Consider the following 22,582-nt stretch of genomic DNA (forward strand, 5'->3'; position numbering starts at 1 on the left):
GGTGCCCACCTATCCGATTCGCTCGCGTCGCCCGAGGATGCCCTGGGGACGGAACAGGAGGATGACGATCAGGACGACCAAGGCGCCCACGTACTTGAGATCCGACGGGATCCACAGGGTCGAGACCTCGACGAGCATGCCGACGATGAGCGATCCGACGAGTGCCCCGAGGGCGGTGCCGAGTCCTCCGAGTGTCACCGCGGCGAAGATCAGCAGCAGGATGCTGGTACCCATGTCCCACCGGATGCCCGGACGGAAGTAGGCCCACAGCACGCCGGAGAGGCCGGCCAGCGCTGCGGCGATGACCCAGACGATCCGGACGACGCCGTCGACGTCGATTCCGCTGGCCGCGGCGAGGGAGGGGTTGTCGGACACGGCCCGGGTGGCGCGACCGATGCGCGTGCGCATGAGCCACCACGCGAAGGCGGCGATGACCACGACCGACACCGCCATGCTGACAACGTCGGTGATCGAGAGGCGCACCGGCCCGAGCCCCGCGATCGATGAGGTGACGCGACCGGGAAGCTGCACCGTGCCTCCGCCGACGAACATCTGGTAGACGTAGCGCAGCGCCAGCGAGAGACCGATCGAGACGATCATCAACTGGACGGTGCCGAGCCCCTTGCGTCGGAGGGGCCGCCACAGCCCCGCATCCATCCCCAGCCCGAAACCGGCGGAGACGACGACGGCGAGCGGGATGGCGAGCCAGATCGGCATCGAGAAACCCGCGGAGAACAACAGGGCGGCCAGCGCGCCGAAGGTCACCAGCTCGCCGTGGGCGAAGTTGGACAGGCCGGTCGTTCCGAACACCAGCGAGACGCCGATCGCCGCCAGCGCGAGCATGAGGCCGAAGTTCAGGCCGTTGACCGACCGCGACAGCAGCTGGTCCCAGAAGCCCACCGTCACCCGCTCGGCCGCTTCGAGGGTGAAGTTGCGCGTGATCGTATTGGATGCGCCGAACGTCACCTCGACCGTGGTCTCGAACCCTTCGGGCACGTCGGCGCCGGAGGGAAGGCTGTCGGCGTCGAGTTCGACGGTGTAGGTGTCGTCCTTCGTAGGGACACCCACACGCCAGCCGCCGTTCTCGGCGGTTTCCGTCTCGGCCTCGAAGTCCTGACCGGTCACGGTGATGGTGGCGCCCTCGACGGGCTCACCGCCGGTGCGGACGTTGCCCCCGATGGCGAACGGGAACTCCTCTTCGGCGGCCGCGACGGCGGGAGCGGCTCCGGCGAACACGCCCATCAGCGTCAGAAGGAGCGCGAACAGGGCGGGCAGGGTTCTCGCGCGGGTTCGACGCGCCGCAGTGCTCGTGGGACTCACAAATCCTCCAGTCGGCGGCAGCCGCCGAGATCGGTCGCATCGGCGGCGATCAACGACGCTACGAGCGTAATGTGTCGGTCGTGTTTCACCTACCGAACGGCAAGCGCGTGTGACCGGATCGGAATACTACGCACACCGGGCCCGATTGCAAGCATCGCGGGAACAACCCGTGCTCCCGGCGACTTAGAATTGAGTACGGCGTGAGTGTCGCGCCCCGGCCGTCGTCGTCCCTCGAGCAACGCGCGGTGCGCGCAGGAGAACCATGGAGAACCACGACCCCTTCGGCTTCGTCGGCCTTACGTACGACGACGTCCTCCTCCTTCCGGGCCACACGGACGTCATCCCGAGCGAGGCCGATACGTCCTCGCGCGTGACGCGGCGGATCACCGTGGCGACGCCCCTGCTGTCGGCGGCCATGGACACCGTCACCGAGGCGCGTCTGGCGATCGCGATCGCCCGCGAGGGGGGCCTGGGCATCCTGCACCGCAACGCCTCCATCCAGGAGCAGGCCGCGATGGTCGACCGCGTGAAGCGCAGCGAGTCGGGCATGATCACCGATCCGATCACGACGACTCCCGACGCATCCATCGAAGAGGTCGACGGGCTGTGCGCGAAGTACCGCATCTCGGGTCTGCCGGTCATCGACGACGACGGGCGCCTCGTCGGCATCATCACCAACCGCGACATGCGGTTCGTCTCGAGCTTCGAGCGCCAGTCCACCAAGGTGCGCGACGTCATGACCACCGAGGGCCTCATCACGGGCCGCGTCGGCATCGGCGCGAACGAGGTCATCGCGCTGTTCGCGCAGCACCGCGTGGAGAAGCTGCCGCTTCTGGACGACGACGGCAAGCTCGCCGGCCTCATCACCATCAAGGACTTCGACAAGAGCGAGAAGTACCCGCTCGCCACGAAGGACGAGCACGGCCGGCTGCGCGTGGGCGCGGCCATCGGGTTCTTCGGCGACGCGTGGGAGCGGGCCGAGGCCCTCCGCGATGCGGGCGCGGACGTGCTCGTCGTCGACACGGCGAACGGCCAGTCCGCGGGCGTCATCGACATGGTCCGCCGGCTGAAGGCCGATCCGACCTTTGCGCACATCGACGTCATCGGCGGCAATGTCGCCACCCGGGAGGGCGCGCAGGCGCTCATCGACGCCGGGGCGGACGCGGTCAAGGTCGGCGTCGGGCCGGGCTCGATCTGCACCACGCGCATCGTCGCGGGCGTGGGTGTACCGCAGGTGACCGCGATCTGGGAGGCCTACCAGGCGGCTCGGGAGGCCGGCATCCCGGTCATCGCCGACGGGGGCCTGCAGTACTCCGGCGACATCGCCAAGGCGCTCGTGGCCGGGGCCGACACCGTCATGCTGGGGTCGCTCCTGGCCGGCACGGACGAGTCCCCGGGCGAGATCGTGTTCCAGGGCGGCAAGCAGTTCAAGCAGTACCGCGGGATGGGATCCCTCGGTGCCCTGCAGACGCGCGGCAAGAAGACGTCCTACTCCAAGGACCGCTACTTCCAGTCCGACGTCCCCAACGACGACAAGCTCATCCCCGAGGGGATCGAGGGGCAGGTCGCGTACCGCGGTCCGCTCTCGGCGGTGGCGTACCAGCTCGTCGGCGGACTCCGGCAGTCGATGTTCTACGTCGGCGCCCGCACGATCGACGAGCTCAAGGCCAAGGGCAAATTCGTGCGGATCACCTCCGCCGGGCTGAAGGAGTCGCACCCGCACGACGTGCAGATCGTCGTCGAGGCGCCCAACTACAAGAGGTAAGCGGTCGACTCGCCACAAAGCGTCCGATTTCTGCGGGGATTGCGACGTTTGGTGGCGAGTCGACGGCGTTTTGGGGGAGGGACGATGCTGCTCCCCGATAGCGCTCCTTCGCCGCCGGAGCCGCCGGAACCCGCGAGTAGGCTGGAGGGGTGACCATGGAGATCGACCTCGGCCGCGCCAAGCGCGCACGCCGCGCCTATACCTTCGACGACATCGCCGTCGTTCCGTCCCGGCGCACCCGCAACCCCGAGGACGTCTCGACCGGGTGGACCATCGACGCGTTCCCGTTCGCGATCCCGGTCCTGGGCGCCCCGATGGACTCGGTCGTGAGCCCGCGCACGGCCATCATGCTCGGCCAGCTCGGGGGACTCGGCGTCCTCGACCTCGAAGGTCTGTGGACCAGATACGACGACCCGGAGCCGCTGCTCGACGAGATCGCCGGCCTCGAGGACGCGGATGCCACGCGGCGGATGCAGGAGCTGTACTCGGAGCCGATCAAGCCCGAGCTCGTCCGCGACCGCCTCGCGGAGATCCGCGCGGCTGGCGTGACCGTCGCCGGGGCACTGACGCCCCAGCGCACGCAGGAGCTCTACGAGACCGTGGTCGCTGCGGGCGTCGACCTGTTCGTCATCCGTGGAACGACCGTCTCGGCCGAGCACGTGTCCAGCGTCAGCGCGCCGCTGAACCTCAAGAAGTTCATCTACGACCTCGACGTGCCCGTCATCGTGGGTGGCGCCGGCTCGTACACCGCCGCCCTGCACCTCATGCGCACGGGAGCGGCGGGCGTGCTCGTCGGATTCGGCGGGGGAGCAGCATCCACGACGCGTGCGACGCTCGGCATCCACGCGCCGATGGCTACAGCCGTGGCCGATGTCGCCGGCGCCCGCCGCGACTACCTCGACGAATCGGGCGGCCGCTACGTCCACGTGATCGCCGACGGCGGCGTGGGCACGTCGGGTGACATCGTCAAGGCGCTCGCGATGGGAGCGGATGCGGTCATGCTCGGTGTGGCCCTGGCGCGGGCGACGGATGCCCCCGGCCGCGGGTTCCACTGGGGCCCCGAGGCCCACCATCCGCAGCTCCCGCGCGGACGGCGCGTGCGCGTTCCCCAGGTGGGCACGCTCGAGGAGGTCCTCTACGGCCCGGCACCCGTCTCGGACGGCACGGCCAATCTCATCGGTGCGCTCCGGAAGTCTCTGGCCACCACGGGGTACTCCGACCTCAAGGAGTTCCAGCGCGTCGAGGTGGTCGTCGCGCCCTACGGCTCCTGATGCCCGACGTCCCGCCCCGCGACCCCGCATCGGAACCCGCCGACCCGCAGCCGGTCGCGGAGCCTGTCGAAGAGCCGCGCACTGCGCCTGTCGAAGAGCGTCGCACTGAGCCTGTCGAGGAGCGTCGCACTGAGCTTGTCGAAGAGTTCCCCCCGACGCTGCGCGAGGTGATGCTGCGGCCGCAGTGGCTGGCCATGCTGGCGCTGTGCCTCGCGGCGGCAGGGGTGTTCGCGTGGCTCGGCCAGTGGCAGCTGGGAAGCGCCATCGACAGCGACCCGCCCCCGCCGGGGATGACCGAGGAGATCCGGCCGCTGGCGGAGGTCGCCCAACCCGGCGAATACCTGCCCGAGCCGCTGGTGGGTCAGCGCGTGGAGACCCGCGGCACCTGGGTGCCGGGCGACTTCCTCGTCGTGGCCGACCGGTACAACGACGGCGTCGCGGGGTTCTGGGTGACGGGCCAGCTCCGCCTCGCCGACACCGCGCAGCCCACGTCCCTGGCCGTCGCGGTCGGGTGGACCGACGACCGCGCGGAGGCCGAGGCCGCCGCATCCGCACTCTCGGCGGCGGCCGCGGAGAACCCCGGCGAGATCGTCGAGGTGACCGGGCGGATCATCTCCGATGAGGGCCCTGCCCTGCCCCCCGCCGGTGCCCACCCGTACGAGATCACGCGGATGTCGCCCCCGGCGCTCCTCTCCCGCTGGCACGACATCGACGGGCTCGATGTGTACCGGCCGTACCTGACCTCCTGGGAGCCGCTGGGGGGCCTCGACCCGATCTCCTCGCCCGCGCCCGAGGAGGGTGGCACGGTGAACTGGCTGAACCTGTTCTACGCCGCCGAGTGGGCGGTGTTCGCCGGGTTCGCGTTCTACCTCTGGTACCGGCTCTCCCGGGATGCCTGGGAGAAGGAGCTCGAGGATCTCGAGGATGCTGCCGCGGACGGGGCCGGCGAACCGCGCGGGTAGAATGGAGCCATGCCCGCAGCCCCGAAACTCGCCACTTTTCCGGCGATCCGTGGAGCGCTGAAGTTCTACCAGATCTGCTCGATCATCACCGGCATCGGCCTGCTCCTGCTGCTGGCGGAGATGATCCTCAAGTACACCCCGCTGCACCTCGAGCTGTTCGCCGGGGGGTCCGGCGGTGCGCTGTGGCTCGCGACGGTGATCCCCGGCCCCGGGTGCGAGTGGTGGTCGCTGTTCCTCCCGCAGACGAACTCGTGCGAGATGATCTCGGCCGGCGACGGCTTCAACATCTCGCTGTTCATCCTCGTGGCGCACGGCTGGTTCTACGTCGTCTACCTCGTCTCGTGCTTCCGTTTGTGGAGCCTCATGCGCTGGCCGCTGCCGCGTCTGGTGCTCCTCGCCCTCGGTGGCGTCGTGCCGCTGCTGTCCTTCTTCCTCGAAGCGGCCACCGCCACGCAGGTGCGCACCTACCTCGCCGAGCGCGAGGCGGCCGTGGCATCCGCCGCCGTTCCCGCATCCTCCGTGGAATCCGCCCCGAAAGGCACCCGATGACCGAACAGACCGAGACATCCCAGCGTCCCGTCCTCGTCGTCGACTTCGGCGCGCAGTACGCGCAGCTGATCGCCCGCCGCGTGCGCGAGGCGGGGGTGTACAGCGAGATCGTTCCGCACACCGCCACCGCGGCGGAGATCGCCGCCAAGAGCCCGGTCGGCATCATCCTCTCGGGCGGTCCGTCATCGGTGTACGAGGAGGGTGCCCCCTCGGTCGACGTGGGCGTGTTCGACCTCGGCGTCCCCACCCTGGGCATCTGCTACGGCTTCCAGGTCATGGCTCAGGCGCTCGGCGGCGAGGTCGCGCACACGGGCCTTCGTGAATACGGGGCGACGGATGCGACGGTCGTGACCGAGGGCACCCTGCTGCAGGGGCAGCCCCCGGAGCAGAACGTCTGGATGAGCCACGGCGACCAGGTGTCGAGGGCCCCCGAGGGCTTCGACGTGCTCGCCCGCACCGCCGCGACGCCGGTCGCCGCGTTCGGCAATGACGCGCGGCGCATGTACGGGGTGCAATGGCACCCCGAGGTCAAGCACACCGACCACGGCCAGGCCGTGCTGGAGAACTTCCTGCACCGCGCCGCGGGTGTTCCCGCCGACTGGAACAGCGGCAACGTCATCGCTGAGCAGGTGGAGAAGATCCGCGCCCAGGTGGGCGATGCGCGCGTGATCTGCGGCCTATCGGGCGGTGTCGATTCCGCCGTCGCCGCGGCCCTCGTGCACAAAGCCGTCGGCGACCAGCTCGTGTGCGTGTTCGTCGACCACGGGCTCCTCCGAAAGGGCGAGCGGGAGCAGGTCGAGAACGACTACGTCGCCTCCACGGGCGTGCGCCTGGTCACCGTCGACGCGCGCCAGCAGTTCCTCGACGCCCTGGCCGGAGTGAGCGACCCCGAGCAGAAGCGCAAGATCATCGGGCGCGAGTTCATCCGTGTCTTCGAGGCGGCAGAGGCCGACCTCGTCGCCGAGGCGGCTGCCGACGGGGAGCCCATCCGCTTCCTCGTCCAGGGGACGCTGTACCCCGACGTCGTCGAATCCGGGGGCGGCAGCGGAACGGCCAACATCAAGAGCCACCACAACGTCGGCGGGCTCCCCGAAGATCTGCAGTTCGAACTCGTCGAGCCGCTGCGCACGCTGTTCAAGGACGAGGTGCGGGCGATCGGCCGCGAACTGGGGCTTCCCGAGGTGATCGTCGGCCGCCAGCCGTTTCCGGGCCCCGGCCTCGGCATCCGGATCGTCGGTGAGGTCACCGCTGACCGCCTCGAGATTCTGCGTGACGCCGACGCGATCGTCCGCGCCGAGCTGACCAAGGCCGGCCTGGACGCGGCGATCTGGCAGTGCCCCGTCGTGCTCCTCGCCGATGTCCGCTCGGTCGGCGTGCAGGGCGACGGCCGCACCTACGGGCACCCCATCGTGCTGCGCCCGGTCTCCAGCGAAGACGCGATGACCGCGGACTGGACCCGCCTGCCCTACGACGTGCTCTCGCGCATCTCGAACCGCATCACCAACGAGGTGCGCGAGGTGAACCGGGTGGTGCTCGACGTCACGTCCAAGCCCCCGGGGACCATCGAATGGGAGTGAGCCCCAGGTGCGGCGTCGCTCGGTGACGCCCCGCGGTTCGCTCCGGGCTCCGCGATGTGCCCCTCAGGCAAGAGCGGGGACCCCTGCACCCCGATTGTCTGAGGGAGCACATCGCTGCGCCCTGCGCGCCCCTCGCCGCTCCCGGACTGCGTGACATCCCCCTCCGGTCAAGAGCGGGGACCCCTGCGCCCCGATTGACCGGAGGGGGATGTCACTCCGTCCTCGGCGGTACCTGGGATGCGGCTCGGTCATGCCGCCCGCGCGTGGGGAGGGGAAGGCCGTCGTGGCCTGCCCGTCGGGCAGAGGTGCGCGACGAAGGGCAGCATCGGGGGCGGGGCCGGGGGAGGATGGACGCGTGAGCGACTTCCCGGACGCGTGGTACCTCGTGCTGTCGAGCAGGCTCGTGCCCGACCGGGACGGCGGGTACACGATCGCCGCGCTCGCGCGCGCCCGGCAGATGGCCGAGGCCGGCGTGGCGGGCGGGGAGGGGCCGCTCCTCCTCACCGTCGACCCGGGGAGCCCGGCCGACCATGCCGCGCACCGGGCGGAATTCGTCCGGCGGGGAGCAGTCGCCGATCCCGGCCGCATGCGGAACCTCTTCGACGAAGCCGCCGACCCGCACGGCGGCGCGGCGGCGTGGCTGCGGTCAGCCGGGCACCCGGGTGAGCCCGACCCGGCGCTGGCCTACCGCACGATCGACGACGCCCTCGGCAGGCCCGTGGTCGACGTTCCGGTGATCGCCGGTGATCCCGACTGGCACATCAGCACGGCGCCCGTGGTGATCCGCGGGCGCGACGGGTCGGTCGCCGGGATCGTGGACGGGTTCGGGGCGCTGTACCGCGCGTGGCTCGCCGCTGTCGTGGCGGAGCTCCGCGCCGCAGCGGACAAGCCCGTGGTCGTCCTGTGCGAATCGCGTCAGCTCGGCGAGCTCCTGGCCGGGTGGGATGACCCGGACATCCGGCTCGTGCACGCGATCCATACGATCCACCTCGAGCCGCCATACGAGACGGATGCCGCGCTGAACCCGCTGTGGTCGCGGTGGTTCACCCTGGCCGAACGGTTCGATGCCGTGCTGTGGCCCACCGCATCGCAGCGCGCCGACGTGCAGGACCGGTTCGGGGCATCCGACGTGCATGTCCTGGCGCCGCACGGCATCGCCGCGGCCGAGTCGGTGGTGCCGCCGGGCGATCGAGACCCGGGGCGCGTGGTCATGCTCGGCCGGCTCGCGCCCGGGAAGCGCGTGGACGTCGCGATCCGCGCCTTCGCCCGCGTGGTCGAGGCGGTTCCCGCCGCGCGGTTGGACATCTACGGCGAGGGGGCGGAGCGGTCGCGCCTCCAGGCCCTGATCGACGAGCGTGGCCTCGCGGCACACGTGGTGCTGCGCGGGGCGACGGGTGATCCCGGCCGCGTGCTCGATGACGCGTCGGTGTACCTGCAGACCTCGGCGTTCGAGGGGCAGGGGCTCGCCCTCGGCGAGGCCCTCGTGCACGGCTGTCCGGCGGTGGTCTTCGACATCCGTTACGGGCCGCGCGACCTGCTCGCCTCCGGCGGCGGCATCCTCGTGCCCGACGGCGACGAGGAGGCGCTCGTCGCAGCGCTCGCGGAGGTGCTGTCGGATGCGGCCCTCCGCGAGCGGCTCGCGACCGAGGCGGTTGCCGCCTCCCGGGCGGTCGACCCGGCGCGCGCCATGTCGGCGCTGTCGGCCGCCGTGCGCGATGTGCTTGCCCGGCCCTCCCGGCGGATCTGACCCGCCGCCCCCTCCCGATAGGCCCGACCGGGCACCGGCACCCGGTGGGCCCGTGCACGTAATCAGTCTGAACGGACGCCGTAGCGGTGAGAGCCCGCGCAAATTCGGGCGTCGCAACCGGGACGGCGAGTGTTCAGGCTGAGTACGGCTCGCTCAGGCTTTGCTCCGCCCCACGGGTGTTCCGGGAGACTCAGCCGGCGACGGAAGCCGCCGCGCGGACTGCGGCGGCGGCATCCGCGGGCGATCCGCGGTAGGGCGCGCCGTGGCCAGGCACGACCCACGACGCCTCGAGCCCGGCGAGGCGGTCGAGCGAGGCGAGGGCCTGCGCGGGCTCGTCGGTGAAGGGCGCCGGCTGGAGGCCCGTACGTCCGGTGAGCACGTTGCGCGTCGTGAGGGCGTCTCCCACGAAGAGGGCTCCGGCCACCGCGGAGTACACCGCGATGCTGCCGGGGGAGTGCCCGGGCAGCGCGATGACCCGCGGGGCCCCGGGAAGATCCAGCACCTCACCGTCGGCGACCTCGGTGACCTCGGTGAGATGCTGCGGCCGCATCCCGCCCTTGCGCAGGGTGTAGGCGGCGAACCCGAGCGTCGGGCCCAGGCGCATGGCGCCCATCGCCGTCTTCGGCTTGTCGCCGCCGCGGGCGCGGTCCGCGTCCGCGGAGTGGACGAACACGGGGACGCCGTGCTCCCGGCGCAGACGCTCGGCGAAACCGATGTGATCGCTGTCGCCATGGGTCAGCACGACGCCGCGGATGTCGCCCAGCGAGCGTCCGAGCGCGCCGAGCTCGGTCTGCAGGTCGCGCCAGTGGCCGGGGAGGCCCGCGTCGATCACGGTGATCCCCTCGGGGGTGTCGATGAGGTGGGCGGCGACGATGTCGTTCCCGATGCGGGAGAGATGGGGTGCGAGTCGCATGATGCGTGTCCTTGTCTACCAGTGATGGCTATGCTACGTAGCTATGATAGCTTATGTCAATAGCCATGAGGGGATCCGATGCCGACACCGGAACGCACGAGTCTCGACGACATCGTCGGGGCGGCCCGCCACCTGCTCGAGGCGGGGGGCCCCGCTCGCGTGACCATGCAGGCCGTCGCCGAACGCGTGGGCGTGCGCGCGCCGTCGCTGTACAAACGTGTCCGCGACCGCGAGGCGCTCCTCGTCCTCGTCGGTGCCGCCATCGCGGAGGATCTGCAAGTGCGCCTGGAGACCTCCGCCGACAGCATCGAGGGGCTCGCGCGCGCGTACCGCGCCTTCGCGCACGATCAGCCCGAGGGCTTCCGCTTCCTGCTCGCGGGACCGACCGACCCCGAGCTCCTCGCCCGGGCGAGCGCACCGGTGCTGCGGGTCGCCCGCGCCGCCGTGGGAGACGAGCACGCCCTGGATGCGGCGCGGCTCCTCACGGCCTGGGTGGCCGGCTTCCTCACCATGGAACTGGCGGGTGCCTTCCGGCTGGGCGGAGACATCGACGCGGCCTTCGAGTACGGGCTGTCGCGCCTGGGCGCTGCGCTCTAGGCCCAGGGGTCGTACGTCGCGAGCAGTTCGCCCTGCTCCGGTCGCTCGGCCTCGGGAACGTGCTGCAGGTTCACCCGCACGCGGTACCACAGCGAGCTCGACCCGCGCATCCCGTCCACGAGCACGTCGGCCGGATGCAGCATCCCGGAGACCTCCGGATGCTCCGCCTTCCACCGGTCGAGGAGTTCGAGCGCCTCGGGCTTGGTCTTCGTGCGCGCGATCTCGATGAGCGGCATGGTCGATGCGCGCCGGCCCGAGCCGTCGGAGTCGCGGGGCGGCTTCTCGGCCGGTCCGAGCCGCTCCGCCAGTTCGAGCAGACCATCCAGCGAGCCGACCGCCTCGTCGATGCCCCGATGCGGGTCGCCGAGGGCGGCGAAGCGCTCGAGCACCGTCGCGACCGTGAGCTCCTCCGGCCGACGTGTTCGCACCTCGTCCCACGTGAGCGGGGTGGACACCCGCGCATCCGGGAGCGGGCGGATCGAGTACGCCGACGCGACGGTGCGGTCCTTGGCGTTCTGGTTGAAGTCGACGAAGACGCTCTCGCCCCGCTCCTCCTTCCACCACCGCGCGGTGGCGAGCCCCGGGGCGCGGTTCTCCACCTCGCGCGCGAGGGTCTCGGCAGCCAGGCGCACGTGCGTGAAGTCCCACTGGGGCGCGATGCGCACGAGGATGTGCAGCCCGCGCGACCCGCTCGTCTTGGGCCAGCCGACCAGGCCGTAGTCGCTCAGCACGTCGCGGGCGATGAAGGCGACGTCGACGATCTGCGTCCAGTCCACGCCGGGCATGGGGTCCAGGTCCACGCGCAGCTCGTCGGGATGATCGAGGTCCTCGGCACGCACGGGATGCGGGTTGAGGTCGAGGCATCCGAGGTTCGCGATCCAGGCCAGGCCCGCCGCATCCCGCACCACCGTCTCCTCCGCCGACGTTCCGCGGGCGTAGTGCAGCGTCGCCGTGTCGATGAAGTCGGGGTGGTTCTCCGGCACGCGCTTCTGGAAGAACGCCTCTTGGTCGATGCCCTTCACGAAACGCTTGAGCACCATCGGGCGCCCGCCGGCCCCGCGGAGGGCGCCCTCGGCGACGGCCACGTAGTAGCGCACGATGTCGAGCTTCGTGATGCCGGGTGCGGGGAAGACCACCCGGTCGGGGCTCGTGACGCGCACCTCGTGCCCGCCGATGTCGAGGATTTCCGCGGGCGTCTTCGACGGGCTCATGCCGCGAGGTTAGCTGTGCGACGGGCGCGGCGGCGAGGGGTTGCGAGCCGACGCCGTTCAAAACTCAGGAGATTCCGCACTCCGGAGCCCGGTTGGGGGTGGTTCGGCCGCGGATCTCCTGAGTTTTGAACGCAGGCCGGCGTCCGGGTCCGGCGGGCGTGGCAGGTCCGGCGGGCGTGGCGGATACGGCGGTGCGCGGTGCAGCGGGAACGACGAAGGGGGCCGCCCGGATGGGCGACCCCCTTCGGGAAGCGGTGGGTCAGTTGTTGCCGCGCAGGATGGCGAGAATGCGGAGGATCTCGACGTACAGCCACACGACGGTGACCATGATGCCGAAGGCTCCGACCCACGCGTACTTGCGGGGGGCGCCGGCGCGGACGCCGCGCTGGATCTGGTCGAAGTCGAGCACCAGCGAGTAGGCGGCCATGACGACCACGAGGAGGCCGATGATGACGCCCAGCGGGATGCCGAAGATCTCGATCGAACGGAGACCGAAGGCGCCGCCGGCGATCGGGACGTTGAAGAGCATCAGACCGACGTTGATGAGGCTGAAGACGAGGTAGCCCACCATGGCGATGAGGAAGATCTTCGTCGCCTTCGCCGAGGCGCGGATCTTGCCGCTGGCGAACAGCGCGAGGGTCACGCCCACGACCGAGAGGGTCGCGAGGGTCGCCTGGAAGACGATGCCGGGGTAGATGAACTCGAAGAAGGCCGAGATGCCACCGACGAACAGACCCTCGAACGCCGCGTACGCGACGATGAGCGGCACCGACGGCTGCTTCTTGAAGATGTTGACCATCGCCAGCACGAAGCCGCCGATGGCTCCGATGAGCATCGGCGCGACCGACGGGTTGGGATTCTGCGCCGTGACGCCGGCCATCGTCCACATCCAGCCGGCCACGGCGGTGACCACGAGAACGCCGAACAGCGCGAGGGTCTTGTGGACGGTGTCCTCCACCGTCATGCGACCGGTCTCGCGGGCGCCGGCGGGCGGGGCGGCGTACATGCCGTCCAGCTGTGCGGCTTCGGCGGCCGGCGGCGGCGCGTACTGCGTCGCGGCAGGACCGCCCGGGTACGTCGAAGCGGCGCGGGAGTCCTGGAACGCCGGGTTGTTGAAGGCCGGGTTGTTGAGGGCCACTTGCTCTCACACTCCAAAGAATGTCTGGGATCACAGCACTGTGCTGTGCATCAACGATAGCCGACCGCGTGCGCACCCCGGCAGAACGGCGCTGAAGGTTCGCTATGAGCGCTACCCGCCCGATCGGGTGCCGTTCGCGCGGGTAGCGTGGGGCCGTGAGTCGCCCCCATCCGCTCGTCATCGGCCATCGCGGTGCGCCCGGATACCGTCCCGAGCACAGCCGCTCGTCGTACGAGCTGGCGCTGGCCCTCGGCGTGGATGCTGTCGAGCCCGACATCGTCGTCTCCCGGGACGGCGTGCTGGTGGTGCGCCACGAGAACGAGATCGGCTCCACGACCGATGTCGGCCGGCATCCCGGGTTCGCCGACCGGCGCACGACCAAGACGGTCGACGGCGCAGAACTGACCGGCTGGTTCACCGAGGACTTCACGTGGGACGAACTGAGCACCCTCCGCTGTCGCGAGCGACTGCCGAAGATCCGGCCGTCGAGCGCCTCGTTCGACGGCACGCAACCCGTCCTGCGCCTGCGTGACGTCCTGGATCTCGTCCGCGAGGCGTCGCTCGAACAGGGCCGCGAGATCGGCGTGGTGCTCGAGATCAAGCACGCCACCTACTTCGGCGAGCTGGGCTTCGACGTGGCCGCACTCATCGCGGCGGAGCTCCACGCGGCGGGGTGGGCGCGCGGCGAGCTGCCGGTGGTGTTCGAGTCGTTCGAGTCCACCGTCATCGAAGACCTCCGCGCCCGTGGTCTCCCCGGCACCTACATCTACCTGCTGGAGGCGGCGGGGAGTCCGTACGACCTTGTCGCCCGCCACGGATCATCGGCCCCGACCTACGCCGCGACGGCCGCGCCCGCCGGGCTGGACGCACTGGCCGGACGCGTCGACGGGATCAGCGTCGACAAGCGCATGATCCTCGCCCCCGACGGCCGCGGGCGCACCGCGGGGCCGAGTCGTGTGGTCGGCGACGCGCACGACCGCGGCCTGCAGGTCTATACGTGGACCTGCAGGCCCGAGAACACGTTCCTCCTCCCGCAGTTCCGCGGTCGCGGGGGTGCCGGGGCGTTCGGCGACTTCGCCGGCGAGTGGGCGGTGATCCGCGACTCCGGCGTCGACGGGGTGTTCGTCGACCACCCCGACCTCGGGTTGAGCTTCTTCCGGGAGTGAGCACGGCGCTGGTGCCCTCACTCGCACCGCCCCTAGGCTGACCGCATGCCTGCGCCCGGAATCGCCGCCGACGGTGTCCGGCGGTCGTTCGGCCGGGTCGAGGCGGTGCGCGATGTCACCCTCCGGGCCGAGGCGGGACGCGTCACCGGGCTCGTCGGCCCGAACGGCTCCGGAAAGACCACCCTGCTGCTCATGCTGGCGTCGCTGCTGCGACCGGATGCGGGGGAGATCCGACTCAACGGCGTCGACCCGGTGACCGATCCCGCCGCCGTACGGGCGCAGCTCGGCTGGATGCCCGACACGCTCGGCGCCTGGCCGACGCTCACCTCTCGCGAGACGCTCGTGACCACCGGGCGGCTGTACAGCCTGTCGCGGGCCGACGCGGAGTACCGCGCCGACGTCCTGCTGGCGGAGGTGGGGCTCAGCGACCTCGCCGGCTCTCCGGCGCGGGTGCTCTCACGCGGGCAGAAGCAGCGCCTGGCCCTCGCCCGCGCTCTCGTGCACGACCCGCGGATCCTGCTGCTGGACGAGCCCGCGTCGGGCCTCGACCCGCAGGCCCGCATCGACCTGCGGTTGCTGCTGCGCCGCCTCGCGAGCGACGGCCGCACCATCCTGGTGTCCAGCCACGTGCTGAGCGAGCTCGAAGAGCTCGTCGATGACGCCGTGTTCCTCGTCGCCGGCGAGACGGTCCCGCCCGACCGCGTGGCACAGGCGGCGGGGCGCTCGCGGGCGTGGCGCATCCGGGTGCTCGCGGGGGCACCCGGATTCACAGGGTCGGAGACGGATGCCGCGCCCGACGGTCCGCCCGACGCCCTGGCCCGCGTGGCCGCGGCCCTGGGCCGGCGACCCGGCGACCTCTCGGTCGACCGGCGCGACGTGCTCGTGCCCTTCGCCTCCGACGCCGACGCCGCCGACGCCCTCCGCGCGCTCGTGACCGCGGGGGTCGCGGTGGCCGAGTTCGCCCCGGCCACGGGCGACCTGGAGCACACCTTCCTCGACCTGCGGAGGGGCGACGCATGAGCGGGTCGCGGCTGGGCACCGTCATCCGCCTCGAACTGACCCAGCGGCTGCGCTCGGTCGCGTGGTACGTGCTCCTGGGGATCTTCGCCCTCGTGCTGCTGGTCGTCACCGCCCTTGCCATCACCGCGTCCGCACTGAACGACGACAGCGGCGGATGGTTGTTCTCGCTGCTGATCTTCCTCGTGCTGCTGCTCGCCCTCCTGGTCTCCCCGACGCTCAGCGGCAACAGCATCAACGGCGATCGCGACGCCGCGACACTGGCCCCCATGCAGGTGACCCTGGCGACCACCGGAGAGATCCTGCTCGGCAAGTTCCTGGCGGCGTGGATCGCGGGCCTCGCCTTCCTCGTCGTCGCCCTGCCGTTCCTCGTCGTCGCCACCCTCGCCGGCGAGCTGCAGCCGGCCACGATCCTCACGTCCCTGGCGATCCTGGTCGTCGAGGTCGGTGTCGTGGCCGGGATCGGCGTGGGGCTGAGCGCGATCATCGCGCGACCGCTGTTCTCGGTGGCGGCGACGTACCTCGTCGTGGCGGCTCTCGCCGTCGGGACGCTCATCGCCTTCGGCCTGGGAACGGCGACCGCGCGGGTCGAGGTGACCGCGTACGAGCGCAGCTTCGACCAGGAGGGCGTGTACGTGTGTGGGCCGGGGGAGGACCCCGACGACACCGGGTGCGTGGAGGACGTGCCGCCGAGCACGTGTTCACCGTGGCGCGAGTACACGTACGAGTCCACGAGGTCCGACCACGTGTGGTGGCTCCTGGCGGCCAACCCGTTCGTCATCCTCGCCGACGCGACGCCGACGACCTACACGCAGGAGGGCTACCCGGAAGACCTGTTCGGCCAGGTGGCATGGGGGGTGCGGGCCGCGCAGATCCCGCCGGAGACCGAGGTGCGCTACGACTACTGCGACACTGCCACGTGGCAGAACCCCGGACCCGTGCCGCGGGATCAGATCGGCGACACCGCCCCCAGCTGGTTCGTCGGACTGTTCGTGCAGTTGCTGCTGACGGCGGGACTCCTCGTCTGGGGATGGCAGCGCACGCGCACGCCGGCCCGGCGGCTTCCTCCCGGCACGCGTATCGCGTGAGGAGAGCCGCGTTCAGCCGCGCCACCGCCGGGGCCGGGCAGGAGTGGATGCGCTGCCGGTGGCGACAGCCCGGGCGGCAGCATCCACCGCTTCCTGCACGCGCGCGAAGCGCGCCGGGAGCCCCCTGCCTCGCAGCCAGATGACGTCGACGTGATCGGGTCCGCGCGGCCGAACGCACGCGACGAGGCGGCGTGCGTCATCGGCGGGGAACCGGGTGTCGTGGATCAGCCATTCTTCGGTCCCCACCGGCACGAGGACGAGGCGGCTGCCGGGGGCCGACGCGGCGTCCCCGCCACAAGCCGGGATGTTGTCTGCGATCGTCATCGTCGTCCTTTCATCCGCGAACCAGGGGACCGTACGACGGCCCTGTGGCACCTGCTCAGGGGCTTGACTTCGGGCGGATCACCCCTTCAGCCCGGAGGTACTGATCCCCTGGATGATCTGCTTCTGGCCGATGAAGAAGACGATGATCATCGGGACAGTGGCGATGACGCTCGCCGTCACGATCAGCTCCCAGTGCCACTCGCCGCCGAAGCCGAAGGCGTCCACGAGCGACTTCAGGCCGCGGGGGATCGTGAACGTCGACGAGTCGCGCAGGTAGATCAGCGCCCGCATCAGATCGGTCCAGACCGCCTGCACTTCGAAGACCAGTGTCACCGCGAGAGCCGGACGCAGGAGCGGCAGGGCGATGCGCCAGAACACGCCCCACTGCGTCGCCCCGTCCACGCGCGCCGCGTCGAAGAGCTCGCGGGGGAGCCCGAGCATGAACTGCCGGAGCAGGAAGACGTAGAAGGCGCTCGCGAACAGGTTCCCGGCCCACAGCGGAACGAGGGTGCCGACGAAACCGAGCGAGTTCCAGATGAGGAACGTCGGGATCATGGTCACCGCCCCCGGAAGCATCATCGACGCCAGGACGAAACCGAAGAGGACGTTGCGCCCGCGGAAGCGGAAGTGCGCGAAGCCCCATGCGACCATCGCGCTGGAGATGGTGACCGTCACGGCGGCGAGCACGGTCACGAGCACCGTATTGAACAGCCACAGCGCCAGGGGGGCCTCCTGCCACACCTGCACGTAGTTGTCGAGGGTGAACGTCTCGGGGATGAGGCGGTTGTCGAAGACCTCTCCCCGTGGCTTGAACGACGCGGAGACGAGCCAGATGAACGGGTAGGCGAAGGCGACCGTCACGAGCGTCAGCAGCACGATGACGATGGCGCGGGTCAGCGGCACGCGCTTCCTGCGGGCCCGCGGCGTCGGGTCGGAGGCGACCGACAGCGCCGCGGGACCCCGCGGGTGAGCGGGGTTCTGACCGGCGGCCCCCGCCGCGCCCGTTCCGGGGGAGAGGATGCCGGTCATTTCGGGGCCTCGCCCTCGTAGTACACGACCCGTCGCGACACGATCAGCTGCACGGCCGTGACGGCCATGATCAGGAAGAAGAGGATCCACGCCATCGCGGAGGCGTACCCCATGTTCAGGAACTGGAACGCCTGCTGGAAGAGGTAGATGACGTAGAACAGGGCCGCATCGTTGCTGTAGGTCGTGTTGCCGGCGCCGAAGAACGCCGTGTAGGCCTCGTCGAAGGTCTGCAGGCCGGCGATCGTGTTGACCACCACGATGAAGAACAGGGCGGGGCTGATGAGGGGAAGCGTGACGTTGGTGAACTGCCGCCAGCGCCCGGCGCCGTCGATGCGCGCCGACTCGTACAGCTCCTCGGGCACGCTCTGCAGTGCCGCGAGCAGGATGATCACGGTGGACCCCACGGTCCACACGCTCATGATGATCAGCCCCGGCTTCACCCACGACGGATCGGTCGTCCACGCCGGACCGCTGATGCCGACCGAACCCAGCATCGCGTTGATGAGCCCGTTCTGGCCGTTGAACAGCAGCAGGAAGAGGATGCCGATGGCCACCGGCGGCGTCATCTTGGGCAGGAACACCATCGTCCGGAAGAATCCGGACGCGCGGCCCGCGCGGTGCAGGAGCACCGCGAGGGCGAGGGCGACGATCACGTACACCGGCACCTGCACCAGCGTGTAGAAGAACGTGTTCCCCAGGGCCAGGCCGATCTTGGGGTCGTCGAACAGTCGGGTGTAGTTCTCCCACCCGACGAAGGACGGGTCGTTGATGACGTCGTAGTCGGTGAAGGACAGGTAGGCGCTGTACAGCAACGGCCATGCCGTGAAGACGGCGAAGCCGATGAGCCAGGGCGAGAGGAACAGCAATGCCGACCGGGCATTGCGACGGGCCGCGCGGCGCCGAGACCGCTGGCGGGCCGGGTCGACGGTCGCGGCGGAGACGGCGGTCACCTCAGTCCCCGTCGTCGATCTTCGCCCACGCGGCGTCGAGCGCTTCCTGCGCGGTCTCCTGCGCGGAGGCGAGCGCCTCGGCCGCCTCCGCCTGGCCGTTGAGCACGCTGTTGACCGCGTCCTGCATCGCCTGGGTGAACTCCGCGTCGGCGGGATTGGCGGGGAGGGTGAAGCTGGCGTCGTTCGCTTCGTACATCGCCGTCACGGCGGAGTCCCACGGCTCTCCGCCGGCGGTGACCATGCCGCGGAGCAACTCATCCGCCTCGGTGTTGGCAGTGAGTAGGCCGAGGAAGGGCTTCCCCTCCTCCGAGCGGGTTTCCACGCGGGCGGTTCCGGCCGCCTCCCAGGCGTCGACGGAGGTCATCACGCGGGCCCAGCGGCACGCGGCCTCGGGATTCGGGCTTCCGGAGGGGATGGCCCACGCCGAGCCGGAGGCGTACGCCAGCGGTGCGCCGTCGCGTGCGCGCACCGTGTCGAAGGCCATCGGGGCGTCGGGCGACACGTCGCTCAGGACATTGACGTACCACTGCTCCATCGGCATCGCCCCGAGCACGCCGGTGGCGAACTGGTTGTCCTCGCCGAAGAAGTCCGCCGAATCCCGGTACGCCTTCACGGCGCTGAAGCCGCCCTGCTGGTCGTAGATCGACACGGCCCATTCGAGGGCCTCCACGACCGCGGGGTCGTCGAGCTGCGCCGTACGACCGTCCTCCGAGATCAGGTCGGCGCCGTTGGCCTTCGCCCACAGGGGGAGGAATTCGGGCAGCTTGCTGTCGTACCCGATGACGGTGAGCCTCCCGTCCTCGGTCCTGGTGAGAGCGGCGTTCGCGGCGCTCACTGCCTCCCAGCTCGAGCCGTTGACGTCGTCGATCGTGAGGCCGGCGCCGGCGAGGAGGTCGGCGTTGGCCATGGTCATCTGGATCGAGTTGAACTCGGGGATGCCGTACACCGAACCGTCGAAGGTCACCTGCTCCAGCGCCTCCGGTACGTACATCGCGGTGTCGATGCCTTCGCCCTCGATGCATCGGTCCAGTGGCAGGATCGCCCCCCGTGCGGCGAGCGACCCGATCTGGTTGCGGTTGGCGTAGACGACGGCGGGCGGTTCGCCCGACGCGACGGCCGAGAGGAACTGCTGAAGGTCGAGTTCGCCCTCGATGAGGCTCACCTCGACGTCGCCGAGCTCCTCCTCGGCCAGATCCATGCGGGCTGTCGCGATCTCATCGACACCGGAGAATCCCATCACCGACAGGTCGCCGCTGAGCTCGGTGGCCGAGTCGTACTCCGCGTCCGCGTCGTCGGCGCCGCCCGTGCCGACGGCGCATCCGGCCAAGCCCATGCTCGCGATCCCCGCGACTGCTGTTGCGGCCACCCAGCGACGAATCCCGTGCATCTCGCATCCTCCCGTACCACCGCCGCCGGAGAAGTGGGCGGTGGGGAGAACGTAAGAAGTGCTCGCCCGGCGCGCTAGGGGGCTTGACGGGAGAGACGGAACCGTTCTCTTTCCCGCGCCCGTGTTCCGATGCCTCGCGCGGCTAGCGCGGAGACAGATCAGGCATCGCGCGAGTGCCGAACTCGTGCGTCAGAGCGCTCAGCGCGGCGCGCCATCCCGCGAGCCCGTGCACGCCCGGCCCCGGGCTCGTCGACGCAGAGCAGAGGTACACCCCCGGCGCCGGCGTCCGCCATGGGTCGGGGGACAGGGTCGGGCGGCGTACGAGCTGGAGCATGGTGGCCGCTCCGGCTGCGATGTCGCCGCCGGGGTAGTTGGGATTCTCCTCCGCGATTTCCACGGCCGTGCGTGACCGGGACGCGAGGATCGTGTCGCGGAATCCGGGGGCGAACCGCTCGATCTGTGCGGTGATGACCTCTTCCCGGTCGGCGTCGCTCCCGGCGGGCACGTGCGTATAGGTCCACAGCGTGTGCGCTCCTGAGGGGGCGCGGGTCTCGTCGAACACCGACGGCTGAGCTACGAGGACGTAGGGCCGGTCGGGGAGTTCCCCCCGGCCGATGAGGTTCTCGGATGCGGCGATCTCGGCGCGCGTCCCTCCCACGTGCACCGTGCCCGCCTCACGAACACCCGGGTCGGCCCACGGGACGGGTTCGGACAGGGCGAAATCGACCTTCGCGACGCCCGCGCCGTAGCGGAAGGCGGCGAGGGCTGCCCGGTAGCGCGCGGGAAGCGCGTCGCCCGCGATCCGGAGGAGGGCGTCGGGGGTGACATCCAGCAGTACCGCCCGCGCGGACGGCAGCTCCGCCAGCGAGCGCACGTCGGTGTCGAGGACGATCTCGCCCCCGAAGGCGCGGAGGTCATCGGCCATCGCATCCACGATCGCCTGGCTGCCGCCCACCGGGATCGGCCAGCCGAGAGCGTGCGCGTACGTGCCGAGGGCCAGTCCTGCACCGGCCGCGGCAAGGCTCGGTTGCGACAGGATGGTGTGGGCTGCGACGCCGGTGATCAGGGCGGGCGCGGCCTCCTCGGAGAATCGGGCATTCCACGCCGGCGTCCCCTGCTCGAGGGCGCGCAGGCCGAAGGCTATCGCGGTCGCGGGATGCCGCGGGATCCGCAGCAGGGTGTCGCCGGTGAACTCGGCGACGTCGCTCGCGTGCTCGACCAGCGGCCGCATCAGGCGTCGATAAGCGTCGCCATCGGCGCCCAGAGTGTCGGCCGTACGGTCGAGATCCCGGTAGGCGACGGCCGCGGGGCGCCCGTCCAGGGGGTGGGCGTAGGAGGCTTCGGGCACGACGAAGTCCACCCGGCGGGAGAGCCCGAACTCCCGGAAGAAGCGCGACTCGAAGGCCAGCGGATGCACCGCCGAGCACACGTCGTGGCGGAAGCCGGGCAGGGTCAGTTCAGCAGTCCCGGCACCGCCGCCGATGCGTGATGACCGTTCGTAGAGGCGCACGGACAGACCCGCACGCGCGAGGGTCACCGCCGCGGCCAGGCCGTTCGGGCCGGAGCCGACGACGACCGCGTCGAACTCGGTCATCGCGTGTCGTCGGACTCGCGAGTGGACGCGTCCTCGTCTTCGGCGGTGGTGCGCACCGGGACATCGGCCATCCCCTCGGCCAGGTAGGCCAGTCGATGAAGCGTCTCCGTGTTGCGCAGCTGCAGCGGGATGTCGAGGACCGGCGCCGGAATCAGGGCCCCCGGCCCCGCCACCGCCTCCTCCTGGATGCGGACGATCGATCCGTCGGGGTGTGGCTTGACGTGGATGGTGACCCGGGCTTCGCCGATCGGCCAGCCGCGGGCCTTCAGGACGAACCGGCGGGGCGGGTCGTACTCGAGGACCTCGGTGGCGTCATCGATCAGGATCGGCCAGGTGCCGAAGGAGTGATGCAGCTGGCTGCCGGCGCGCGGCCAGTCCTCCCCGACATCCCTCATCCGCGACGCGCCGACGACCCACGAAGGGAAGAGCCAGCCGTTCTCCAGCACCCGGAATACGTCCTCCGGGGTGCACCGCAGCACTCGTGTGTTTCGCGACATCCGTCAGCCTCCTCGTTTCCGCCACGCTAGCGGCGGGAGAGGGTCAGGACCCAAGGGGTTGCGCGACCAGGCCGGCGGTGTCAGCCGCGCGAACGCTCAGGAGCGGTCGAGTCCGACGGGGAAGGGGTGAGATCGACGGACATGCCCGCGGCGGTCGCCGCCTCGTTCGCGAGCTGCTGGAGCAACTCCGGGTCGAGCATCTCGGGTTCGGGGGAGGCGAAGACGAAGCGCAACTCGATCGAGGGGTGCAGCCAGATGGTCGAGCGCCCCTGGTCGCGCCACGACAACGTGAAGCTCTCGCTGCGGCGGAGCTTCGTCGCGATGACCACCTTGAGGTGCGCGAGCAGGCGGTCGGGGATCTCGATGGGATTCGTGGTGCCACCGTAGTACAGATGACCCATGGCGAGCTCCTTCGGTTGACCCCAGCGTTTCAACCTATCAGTTGGTACACATTTTTAGATAAGTATGTGTGACAGCGTG

The 22,582-nt window shown here is 70.6% G+C and carries 21 protein-coding genes; 10 read left to right on the forward strand and 11 right to left on the reverse strand.

Going from position 1 to position 22,582, the window contains the following annotated elements:
• Positions 1–9: 9 nt before the first annotated feature.
• Positions 10–1,242: a branched-chain amino acid ABC transporter permease gene (locus AC2DGY_RS14755; RefSeq protein WP_484510620.1), complete on the reverse strand. Its 1,233-nt coding sequence runs from the start codon at positions 1,240–1,242 to the stop codon at positions 10–12.
• Between the two features lie 340 nt (positions 1,243–1,582).
• On the opposite strand from AC2DGY_RS14755, the gene guaB reads away from it, so the two are divergent.
• The 6 genes from guaB to AC2DGY_RS14785 all read left to right on the forward strand — a co-directional run bounded on the left by guaB (position 1,583) and on the right by AC2DGY_RS14785 (position 9,191).
• Positions 1,583–3,085 carry an IMP dehydrogenase gene (gene guaB, locus AC2DGY_RS14760; protein WP_484510508.1) on the forward strand — a complete coding sequence of 501 codons (1,503 nt, stop codon included), beginning with the start codon at positions 1,583–1,585 and terminating at the stop codon, positions 3,083–3,085.
• Between the two features lie 155 nt (positions 3,086–3,240).
• Positions 3,241–4,356, forward strand: coding sequence for a GuaB3 family IMP dehydrogenase-related protein (locus AC2DGY_RS14765; RefSeq protein WP_484510621.1), 1,116 nt, complete (start codon positions 3,241–3,243; stop codon positions 4,354–4,356).
• A gap of 170 nt (positions 4,357–4,526) precedes the next feature.
• Positions 4,527–5,318, forward strand: a complete 792-nt coding sequence (locus tag AC2DGY_RS14770) for an SURF1 family cytochrome oxidase biogenesis protein (RefSeq protein ID WP_484510622.1) — start codon at positions 4,527–4,529, stop codon at positions 5,316–5,318.
• A gap of 9 nt (positions 5,319–5,327) precedes the next feature.
• Positions 5,328–5,867, forward strand: coding sequence for a DUF3817 domain-containing protein (locus AC2DGY_RS14775; protein ID WP_484510509.1), 540 nt, complete (start codon positions 5,328–5,330; stop codon positions 5,865–5,867).
• Positions 5,864–7,444: a glutamine-hydrolyzing GMP synthase gene (gene guaA / locus AC2DGY_RS14780; protein ID WP_484510510.1), complete on the forward strand. Its 1,581-nt coding sequence runs from the start codon at positions 5,864–5,866 to the stop codon at positions 7,442–7,444. The genes AC2DGY_RS14775 and guaA overlap by 4 nt, the downstream gene beginning before the upstream one ends.
• A 355-nt stretch (positions 7,445–7,799) precedes the next feature.
• Positions 7,800–9,191 (forward strand): glycosyltransferase, encoded by a 1,392-nt coding sequence (locus AC2DGY_RS14785; protein ID WP_484510511.1) that lies wholly within the window; start codon positions 7,800–7,802, stop codon positions 9,189–9,191.
• Between the two features lie 190 nt (positions 9,192–9,381).
• Here the strand turns inward: AC2DGY_RS14785 and AC2DGY_RS14790 are convergent, their stop codons facing one another.
• The gene (locus AC2DGY_RS14790) at positions 9,382–10,104 is read right to left on the reverse strand and encodes an MBL fold metallo-hydrolase (protein ID WP_484510512.1); all 723 of its coding nucleotides are present in this window, start codon (positions 10,102–10,104) and stop codon (positions 9,382–9,384) included.
• A 78-nt stretch (positions 10,105–10,182) separates the two neighbouring features.
• On the opposite strand from AC2DGY_RS14790, the gene AC2DGY_RS14795 reads away from it, so the two are divergent.
• Positions 10,183–10,701, forward strand: coding sequence for a TetR/AcrR family transcriptional regulator (locus AC2DGY_RS14795; RefSeq protein WP_484510513.1), 519 nt, complete (start codon positions 10,183–10,185; stop codon positions 10,699–10,701).
• Here AC2DGY_RS14795 and ligD read toward each other — a convergent pair.
• Both ligD and AC2DGY_RS14805 read right to left on the reverse strand, forming a co-directional pair.
• Positions 10,698–11,912 carry a non-homologous end-joining DNA ligase gene (gene ligD, locus AC2DGY_RS14800; protein WP_484510514.1) on the reverse strand — a complete coding sequence of 405 codons (1,215 nt, stop codon included), beginning with the start codon at positions 11,910–11,912 and terminating at the stop codon, positions 10,698–10,700. The two genes, AC2DGY_RS14795 and ligD, sit on opposite strands and share 4 nt — an antisense overlap.
• 259 nt (positions 11,913–12,171) lie before the next feature.
• Positions 12,172–13,050: a Bax inhibitor-1/YccA family protein gene (locus tag AC2DGY_RS14805; RefSeq protein WP_484510515.1), complete on the reverse strand. Its 879-nt coding sequence runs from the start codon at positions 13,048–13,050 to the stop codon at positions 12,172–12,174.
• Positions 13,051–13,205: 155 nt separating this feature from the next.
• Here AC2DGY_RS14805 and AC2DGY_RS14810 point away from each other — a divergent pair, with 155 nt between their 5' ends.
• Genes AC2DGY_RS14810 through AC2DGY_RS14820 form a run of 3 tightly spaced genes read left to right on the forward strand, consistent with a single transcriptional unit; the run spans position 13,206 to position 16,321 of the window.
• Positions 13,206–14,216 (forward strand): glycerophosphodiester phosphodiesterase family protein, encoded by a 1,011-nt coding sequence (locus AC2DGY_RS14810; RefSeq protein ID WP_484510516.1) that lies wholly within the window; start codon positions 13,206–13,208, stop codon positions 14,214–14,216.
• Between the two features lie 45 nt (positions 14,217–14,261).
• Positions 14,262–15,236, forward strand: a complete 975-nt coding sequence (locus AC2DGY_RS14815) for an ABC transporter ATP-binding protein (protein WP_484510517.1) — start codon at positions 14,262–14,264, stop codon at positions 15,234–15,236.
• Positions 15,233–16,321: an ABC transporter permease gene (locus AC2DGY_RS14820; protein WP_484510518.1), complete on the forward strand. Its 1,089-nt coding sequence runs from the start codon at positions 15,233–15,235 to the stop codon at positions 16,319–16,321. Before AC2DGY_RS14815 ends, AC2DGY_RS14820 begins: the two co-directional genes overlap by 4 nt.
• Positions 16,322–16,333: 12 nt before the next feature.
• Here AC2DGY_RS14820 and AC2DGY_RS14825 read toward each other — a convergent pair whose 3' ends face one another.
• From AC2DGY_RS14825 to AC2DGY_RS14855, 7 genes are all read right to left on the reverse strand, one after another.
• Complete coding sequence (locus AC2DGY_RS14825) at positions 16,334–16,645, reverse strand: hypothetical protein (protein ID WP_484510519.1); 312 nt, start codon at positions 16,643–16,645, stop codon at positions 16,334–16,336.
• Between the two features lie 78 nt (positions 16,646–16,723).
• Positions 16,724–17,674 carry a carbohydrate ABC transporter permease gene (locus tag AC2DGY_RS14830; protein WP_484510520.1) on the reverse strand — a complete coding sequence of 317 codons (951 nt, stop codon included), beginning with the start codon at positions 17,672–17,674 and terminating at the stop codon, positions 16,724–16,726.
• Positions 17,671–18,624 (reverse strand): carbohydrate ABC transporter permease, encoded by a 954-nt coding sequence (locus tag AC2DGY_RS14835; protein ID WP_484510521.1) that lies wholly within the window; start codon positions 18,622–18,624, stop codon positions 17,671–17,673. Before AC2DGY_RS14835 ends, AC2DGY_RS14830 begins: the two co-directional genes overlap by 4 nt.
• A gap of 1 nt (position 18,625) precedes the next feature.
• Complete coding sequence (locus AC2DGY_RS14840; RefSeq protein ID WP_484510522.1) at positions 18,626–20,011, reverse strand: ABC transporter substrate-binding protein; 1,386 nt, start codon at positions 20,009–20,011, stop codon at positions 18,626–18,628.
• Positions 20,012–20,153: 142 nt separating this feature from the next.
• Positions 20,154–21,605: a phytoene desaturase family protein gene (locus tag AC2DGY_RS14845; protein ID WP_484510523.1), complete on the reverse strand. Its 1,452-nt coding sequence runs from the start codon at positions 21,603–21,605 to the stop codon at positions 20,154–20,156.
• Positions 21,602–22,102 carry an SRPBCC family protein gene (locus tag AC2DGY_RS14850; protein WP_484510524.1) on the reverse strand — a complete coding sequence of 167 codons (501 nt, stop codon included), beginning with the start codon at positions 22,100–22,102 and terminating at the stop codon, positions 21,602–21,604. Before AC2DGY_RS14850 ends, AC2DGY_RS14845 begins: the two co-directional genes overlap by 4 nt.
• Positions 22,103–22,182: 80 nt before the next feature.
• Entirely contained in the window at positions 22,183–22,503 is a 321-nt protein-coding gene (locus AC2DGY_RS14855) for a DUF7882 family protein (RefSeq protein WP_484510525.1), read from the reverse strand.
• Between the last annotated feature and the right edge of the window lie 79 nt (positions 22,504–22,582).

Source organism: Microbacterium sp. Z6_144 (genome assembly GCF_057197625.1).